Origin of the sequence: Streptomyces sp. NPDC050658 (genome assembly GCF_044457025.1) — a bacterium.
Lineage (GTDB): Bacteria > Actinomycetota > Actinomycetes > Streptomycetales > Streptomycetaceae > Streptomyces.
The window spans coordinates 24,752-31,608 of record NZ_JBITGM010000010.1 but is presented as its reverse complement, the minus strand read 5'-3'; the positions used below and the strand labels follow the sequence as shown (position 1 = coordinate 31,608).

Below are 6,857 nucleotides of genomic sequence, written 5' to 3'. Positions count from 1 at the left end.
CGCCGAGGGTGGGAGCGGGTCTACCGGCGTTCCCGCCGTCGAGGGCCGGAGTGGACTTACCGGTGACCCCGCCGCCGAAGGCGGGTGCGGACTCACCGGTGACCCCGCCGCCGAAGGCGACAGCGTCGGCGACCCCGCCGCCCACGCGCTGCGTACCGCCCTCGCCACCCCCCTCATGGTCGGCCTCGCCCGTGTCGCGTACAGCGATACCGGGGCCGATCCGAGGGAGCTCCTCGACCCCGAGCGCTTTTCCGATCACCGTGCCATCGAGCTGCATCTGCTCGACGGGTTCATTCCGGCCGTGTACGGGATCGGGCTGGACGACCGGGACGCGCGAGGGCCCTGGGACGCGGCTCAGGCGCACGTCCGGCTCGCCTTCCTTGCCCGGCATCTGAAGCGGGCCGAGACTCAGGAGATCGCCTGGTGGCGCCTCGACCTCGCGGCGCCCCGGCTGCTGCTGTTCCTGGCCTCGCTGCTCCCGCTGGGGGTGCTGCTCGGCACGCTGCTGTGGAGCGGCCTGGGGTACGACGGGACCTCCGCCTGGTGGGGCGGGCCGATCTGGCTGACGTTCGCCGCGTTGACCGTCGTCGGGGCGGTGCTCGACGCGTTCGTCACCGACCGGGCGGACCTCGCGGGTCCGCGCCGGGTGACCTTCCCCGCGGGCTGGCGCCCCTGGCGTCCGCTCAGCTCCCTGAGCGCCCCCGCCGACACCGTCAACGCGGCGGGGCCCCGGCAGTTGCTCCGGGCGGACCGGTTCGCCCTGCTGACCGGCAGGACCTGGCGGATGGAGTCCGGCGACGACATCACGGTCCTGGAGACCGCGCTGATCGGGACGGCGCCGTGGGCGGTCCTCGGCTGGTGGGACACCGGGCGCTGGTCGGAGACGGGCGTACTGCTCCCCTGTCTGATCGTCGCGGGCTGCCTCGGCGCGGTCTTCCTGTACCGGGTGGTGATCTCGGCCTGGGGCCGGTACACGGTGGCCCGCGCCTGGTTCGCCGTACGCGGAGTGCCCGGACGGCGACTGAACGCCTTCCTGGAGGACGCGCATCAGCGGGGCGTGCTCCGGCAGAGCGGCGGCGTCTATCTCTTCCGGCACGCGGAGCTGCTGGACCGGCTCGCGACGGGCACGCCGACCGAGCGAACGACGGGCACTCCGACCGAGCGAACACCGCCCGAGCGCCGGTCGGGACAGGAAGCCGTGGCCTGGATGCAGCTCGCCCATCTGCTCGTCGCCTCGACCCTGGTGGTCTGGGGTCTGAGCGCCATGGGGGACCTCAAGGGCCGGCCGGGGCCGTACACGGGACGCCTGCCGGACGCCTGCAAGCTGGTGAGCGAGCCGGGTTACGCCTTCGACGAGGGCTCCGACAAGCCCCTCGTCCCGTCCTCCGCGACATCCCGAGGAACCACGGGAAAGTGCGCGTGGACGTCCGAACTCCCCGGCCCGCAGTCGACGGTGCGCCTCACCTGGACAGTCGCCCGACCGGACGGCCGCCGCGACGCCGAGCAGGTCGCCGCCGACGTACTGGACGGGTACCAGGGGGACCGTTTTCACAAGGTCGTCCCCGTGCCCGAACGGGTCGGCGAGCAGGCCCGCGCCGTGGTCCTCGACACGCGCGGCGAGTACACCCAGGACGTCACCGTCCACGCCCGCGCCGCCAACGTCTACATCTCCCTGCGGTACTCGGAGGAGTTCGCGGACCGCGACCGCCAGCTGTCGGCGGCCGCCATCCTGGCCCAGCAGTTCCTGAACAACGCCCACTTGAGCCCGCCGCCGACCCGTTCCCTGGCCTCGCTGCCCGGCCTCCGGCTGCCCGGTGACTCCGTGTACGCCCGTCACCGCGACATCCCCGCGCGTTCCGTGCTCGGGCCGGTCTGGGGCAGCCGCGAGACGTCGGAGCTGCAGAGCCTGGAGGGCGTGCCCTTCGTCTTCCAGTCGCCCCGGATGACCTGCGGCCAGGAATCGGGCGACCGCCACTGGTCCTGCGGCGCCGACATGAAGGACGAGAAGGGCCGCCCCGTGGAGGGCTTCATGCAGTTGGACGTGGACCGGTGTCCCGACGCGGGGTGTTCCGCCAAGGCGTGGTCCGGCCTGGACCGCGGCTTTCCGTGGATCGACGAGGACCGGGACGGATGGAAGTGGCACGACAAGTCGACCGCGTACGGAGAAACACGCTTCACCCAGAGCGAGAAGACGATCTGGCCCGGCGTGAAGAAGATCTACCTCCTCGGCATGCGCCACGCCTTCACCATCGGCACCGGCGAAGAGGCCCGGCGGTACGCCCTCGCCTTCCAGATGGCGGTGGACGCGCGCCATGCCGACCTCGCCCAGAAGACCCTCAACGACATGGTCACGCAGACCCGGTGAGGCCGCCGGCACCCGATGCGCGACCGGTCCGGCACCGGTCTGGCCGGTCTTGGTGTCCCGCCGCGCGCACCGTGGCAGGCTGAGTTCATGACCTTCCGTGTCGACTCCGAGGCCGGGCGGCTGCGCCGCGTCATCCTGCACCGACCTGATCTGGAGCTCAAACGGCTCACCCCGACCAACAAGGACGCGTTGCTCTTCGACGACGTCCTGTGGGTCCGCAGAGCCCGGCAGGAACACGATGGATTCGCCGACGTGCTGCGGGACCGGGGGGTGACCGTCCACCTCTTCGGCGACCTGCTGACCGAGACCATGGACGTACCAGAGGCCCGGCTGCTCGTCCTGGACCGCGTCTTCGACGAGAAGGAGTACGGGCCGCTCGCCACCGACCATCTGCGCGCCGCGTTCGAGACGATGCCGTCGGCCGAGCTGGTGTCGGCGCTGGTCGGCGGGATGACCAAACGGGAGTTCCTGGAGCGGCATCCCGAGCCGACGTCCGTGCGCTTCCACTGCATGGACCTGGACGACTTCCTGCTCGGCCCGCTCCCCAACCACCTCTTCACGCGGGACACTTCGGCCTGGATCCACGACGGCGTCTCCATCAACGCGATGCGCTGGCCGGCCCGGCAGCGCGAGACCGTGCACTTCGAGGCGATCTACCAGCACCACCCGCTGTTCCGCGCCGAGGACTTCCACCTCTGGTCGCGGGGGCAGTCGGACTTCCCCTCCACCATCGAGGGCGGCGACGTGCTCGTCATCGGGCAGGGCGCGGTGCTCATCGGGATGAGCGAGCGCACCACCCCGCAGGCCGTCGAGATGCTCGCCCACAAGCTGTTCGCGGCGGGCTCGGCGCAGACGATCGTGGCGCTCGACATGCCGAAGCGGCGTGCGTTCATGCATCTCGACACGGTGATGACGATGGTCGACGGCGACACCTTCACCCAGTACGCGGGGCTCGGCATGCTCCCCTCGTACACCATCGAGCCAGGCGTCGACGAGCAGGAGCTGAAGGTCACCGACCATCCTCCCGAGCACATGCACCGGGCGATCGCGGCGGCGCTCGGGCTGAGCGGCATCCGGGTGCTCACCGCCACGCAGGACGTGCACGCGGCCGAGCGCGAGCAGTGGGACGACGGCTGCAACGTGCTCGCGGTGGAGCCGGGGGTCGTCGTCGCCTACGAGCGGAACTCGACGACGAACACGTTCCTGCGCAAGCAGGGCATCGAGGTGATCGAGATCCTGGGCAGCGAGCTGGGGCGGGGCCGGGGCGGCCCCCGGTGCATGAGCTGCCCCGTGGAGCGCGATGCCGTGAGCTGAGACACTGCTCTGTATATAAATGTGGTGCGTCGTATAGACTTCCAATGTCCCCGTACGTGTACCTCTGGAGCGCCCCATGGCCATCGACCTCACCGGCCGCCACTTCCTCAAGGAGCTGGACTTCACCGCCGAGGAGTTCCGCGGCCTGATCGAGCTGGCCGCCGAACTGAAGGCGGCCAAGAAGGCGGGGACCGAGACGCGTCGGCTGACCGGCAAGAACATCGCGCTGATCTTCGAGAAGACCTCGACCCGCACCCGCTGCGCCTTCGAGGTCGCCGCCGCCGACCAGGGCGCCTCCACCACCTATCTCGACCCCTCCGGCTCCCAGATCGGGCACAAGGAGTCGATGAAGGACACGGCACGCGTGCTCGGCCGGATGTTCGACGCCATCGAGTACCGCGGCGACAGCCAGGACGCCGTCGAGGAACTCGCCGCCGAGTCGGGCGTGCCCGTCTACAACGGCCTGACCGACGACTGGCACCCCACGCAGATGCTCGCCGACCTGCTCACGATGACCGAGCACGGCACCAAGCCGCTCGCCGAGACCTCCTTCGCCTACCTCGGCGACGCCCGCTTCAACATGGGCAACTCCTACCTCGTCACCGGCGCGCTCCTCGGCATGGACGTACGCATCGTGGCCCCGGAGGCCTACTGGCCGGCCGAGCCGGTCGTCGCGCGGGCCCGCGAGCTCGCAGCCGCCAGCGGCGCCAGGATCACGCTCACCGAGGACGTCACCGAGGGCGTCGCGGGCGCCGACTTCGTCGTGACCGACGTCTGGGTCTCCATGGGGGAGCCCAAGGAGGTCTGGGACGAGCGCATCACGGCCCTCGCGCCGTACGCGGTGACGATGGACGTGCTGCGCGCCACCGGCAACGCCGACGTGAAGTTCCTGCACTGCCTGCCCGCCTTCCACGACCTCAGCACCAAGGTCGGCCGTGAGATCCACGAGCGGCACGGTCTAAGCTCTCTCGAGGTCACCGACGAGGTCTTCGAGTCGGCGCACTCCGTCGTCTTCGACGAGGCGGAGAACCGCCTCCACACGATCAAGGCGATCCTGGTCGCCACGCTCGCCTGACCGTCCAGCTCACCTGAGGCTCACTCGGGCGGGGCCGGGGAACACCATCCCCCGGCCCCGCTTCTTTGCGGCACCACCCCCCGCCGCGCCCAGCACCACCAGAAAGCGAACCACCGCATGCGCTCGACCGGCCCGGCAGGGCTCCGCATCAAGTCCCCCGAACTCCTCGTCGCAGAATCGGGCGCCGACCTGGAAGGGCACGGTCTGAAGCGGACCATGGGCCTCTTCCAGCTCGTCTGCTTCGGCGTCGGCGCGATCGTCGGCACCGGCATCTTCGTCGGCCTCTCCGACAGCGTCGCCGAGGCCGGCCCCGCAGTCGCCGTCTCCTATGTCCTCGCGGCCGTGACCTGCATCTTCACCGCGTTCTCGTTCGCGGAGCTGGGCGGCGCGATCCCGGTCTCCGGCAGCTCGTACTCCTTCGCGTACGGCTCGCTGGGCGAGCGCACCGCGTTCCTCGTCGGCTGGTGCCTGCTCCTGGAGTACGGCGTCTCCGTCTCGGCCGTGGCCGTCGGCTGGAGCCAGTACCTGAACGAACTCCTGGTCAGCCTCACCGGCTGGCACCTCCCGGACGCGCTCTGTGCCGGACCCGGCGAGGGCGGCGTCGTGAACCTGCCCGCCGTGGTCGTGATCGCCCTCGCCGCGGTCCTTCTCGTACGCGGCATCCGGGAGAGCGCCGGGGCGACCGCCGCCATGGCCGTGCTCAAGCTCGGCATCCTGCTGCTCTTCCTCGCGGTCGCGTTCAGCGCGTTCAAGGACGGCAACCTCACGCCCTTCGCGGGCGCCGGAGTCGCCGGCATCACCTCGGGTGCCTCGCTCGCCTTCTTCTCCTTCATCGGCTTCGACGCGATCACCACGGCGGGCGAAGAGGTCAAGAACCCGCGGCGGAACATCCCGATCGCGATCATGATCTGCATCGGTGTCGTCACCCTGCTGTACGTCGCCGTGGCGCTCGGTGCGATCGGCGCGCTCGGTGCGGGCGATGTCGCCGACAAGCCCGCCGCGCTCTCGCTGGTCGTCAACCAGGTCACCGACTCGACCGTGGGCGGCGGCATCATCGCCTTCGGCGCGGTCGTGGCCATCGCGTCCGTCGTACTCGCCGTGATGTACGGGCAGACCCGCATCCTGATGTCGATGTCCCGCGACGGACTCATCCCGCGCGTCTTCGAGCGGATCTCGCCGAAGACCTCGACGCCGGTCACGGGCACCTGGATCGTCGCCGCCGTGTTCGCCGTCCCGGCCGCCTTCTCGTCGCTCGACGTGGTGGTCAATCTGACGACCATCGGCACGCTGGCGATCATGGTCGTGGTGAATGTCGCGGTGGTCGCGCTGCGCCGCTCCTCGCCGGAGCTGAAGCGCACCTTCCGGGTGCCGCTGTACCCGGTGAGCCCGGTGCTCGGCGTGGGCTTCTGCCTCTATCTGATCTGGGGCACGGGCTGGACGACGTGGGTGCAGTTCGCCGTGTTCCTCGCCGTGGGCGCTCTGGTGTACGCGCTCTACGGCCGTCGGCACTCCCGGCTCGGCAAGGCGCAGGCGGAGGCCGCGGCAAAGGCCGAGGGTGAGGCCGAGGAGCTCACGCCGCAGGCAGTGTGAACCAGACCGCCTTGCCGGAGTCGGTGGGGCGGTGTCCGCAGGACGAGCTGAGGGTGCGGATCAGGAGCAGTCCGCGCCCGTGCTCCTGCCAGGGATCGGGCTCCGAGTCCGGCGTGGGGGCCGTGAGGTCCCCCGGCGGCACCGGGTTCGAGTCGTGCACCTCCACCTGGCAGCCGGTCGGCAGCAGCTCGATCACGAGCTCTATGGGGTCGTTCCCCGCCGTGTGCTCCACCGCGTTGGCCACCAGCTCCGCCGTGAGCAGCTCGGCCGTGTCGGTGTCGGCCGGCGTCTCGATCTCCGTGAGGGCCGTGCGCACCAGGGCGCGGGCGATCGGTACCGCTGCCGTGGTGTGCGGCAGCGCGATGCGCCACGAGGCGGGAGGAGGAGGTTCGTGCAAGGCGGATGGTCCGTTCAGGCAGCAGGAGGTCCTGCTTTCAACCGTACGAATCTTAAGCGTTCTGTCGACAGGGTCGTCAGTCGGGCATGTCCGGGACGTCCGGCCCTGTGCTGACC

The 6,857-nt window shown here is 70.4% G+C and carries 4 protein-coding genes and 1 pseudogene; 4 read left to right on the top strand and 1 reads right to left on the bottom strand.

Annotation, left to right across the window (positions count from 1 at the left end; translation table 11 throughout):
- From ACIBKX_RS29970 to ACIBKX_RS29955, 4 genes and pseudogenes are all read left to right on the top strand, one after another.
- Positions 1–2,365: pseudogene (locus ACIBKX_RS29970) on the top strand (hypothetical protein); the annotation flags it as partial.
- An 87-nt stretch (positions 2,366–2,452) separates the two neighbouring features.
- On the top strand, positions 2,453–3,679 hold the full coding sequence (locus ACIBKX_RS29965) for an arginine deiminase (RefSeq protein ID WP_363275072.1): 1,227 nt from the start codon (positions 2,453–2,455) through the stop codon (positions 3,677–3,679).
- A gap of 76 nt (positions 3,680–3,755) precedes the next feature.
- Positions 3,756–4,754 (top strand): ornithine carbamoyltransferase, encoded by a 999-nt coding sequence (gene argF / locus ACIBKX_RS29960; RefSeq protein WP_363275071.1) that lies wholly within the window; start codon positions 3,756–3,758, stop codon positions 4,752–4,754.
- Positions 4,755–4,871: 117 nt separating this feature from the next.
- A complete protein-coding gene (locus ACIBKX_RS29955) occupies positions 4,872–6,344 on the top strand; it encodes an amino acid permease (protein WP_363275070.1) in 1,473 nt (490 codons plus the stop codon).
- Here ACIBKX_RS29955 and ACIBKX_RS29950 read toward each other — a convergent pair.
- A complete protein-coding gene (locus ACIBKX_RS29950) occupies positions 6,325–6,741 on the bottom strand; it encodes an ATP-binding protein (RefSeq protein WP_363275069.1) in 417 nt (138 codons plus the stop codon). The two genes, ACIBKX_RS29955 and ACIBKX_RS29950, sit on opposite strands and share 20 nt — an antisense overlap.
- Positions 6,742–6,857: the final 116 nt, after the last annotated feature.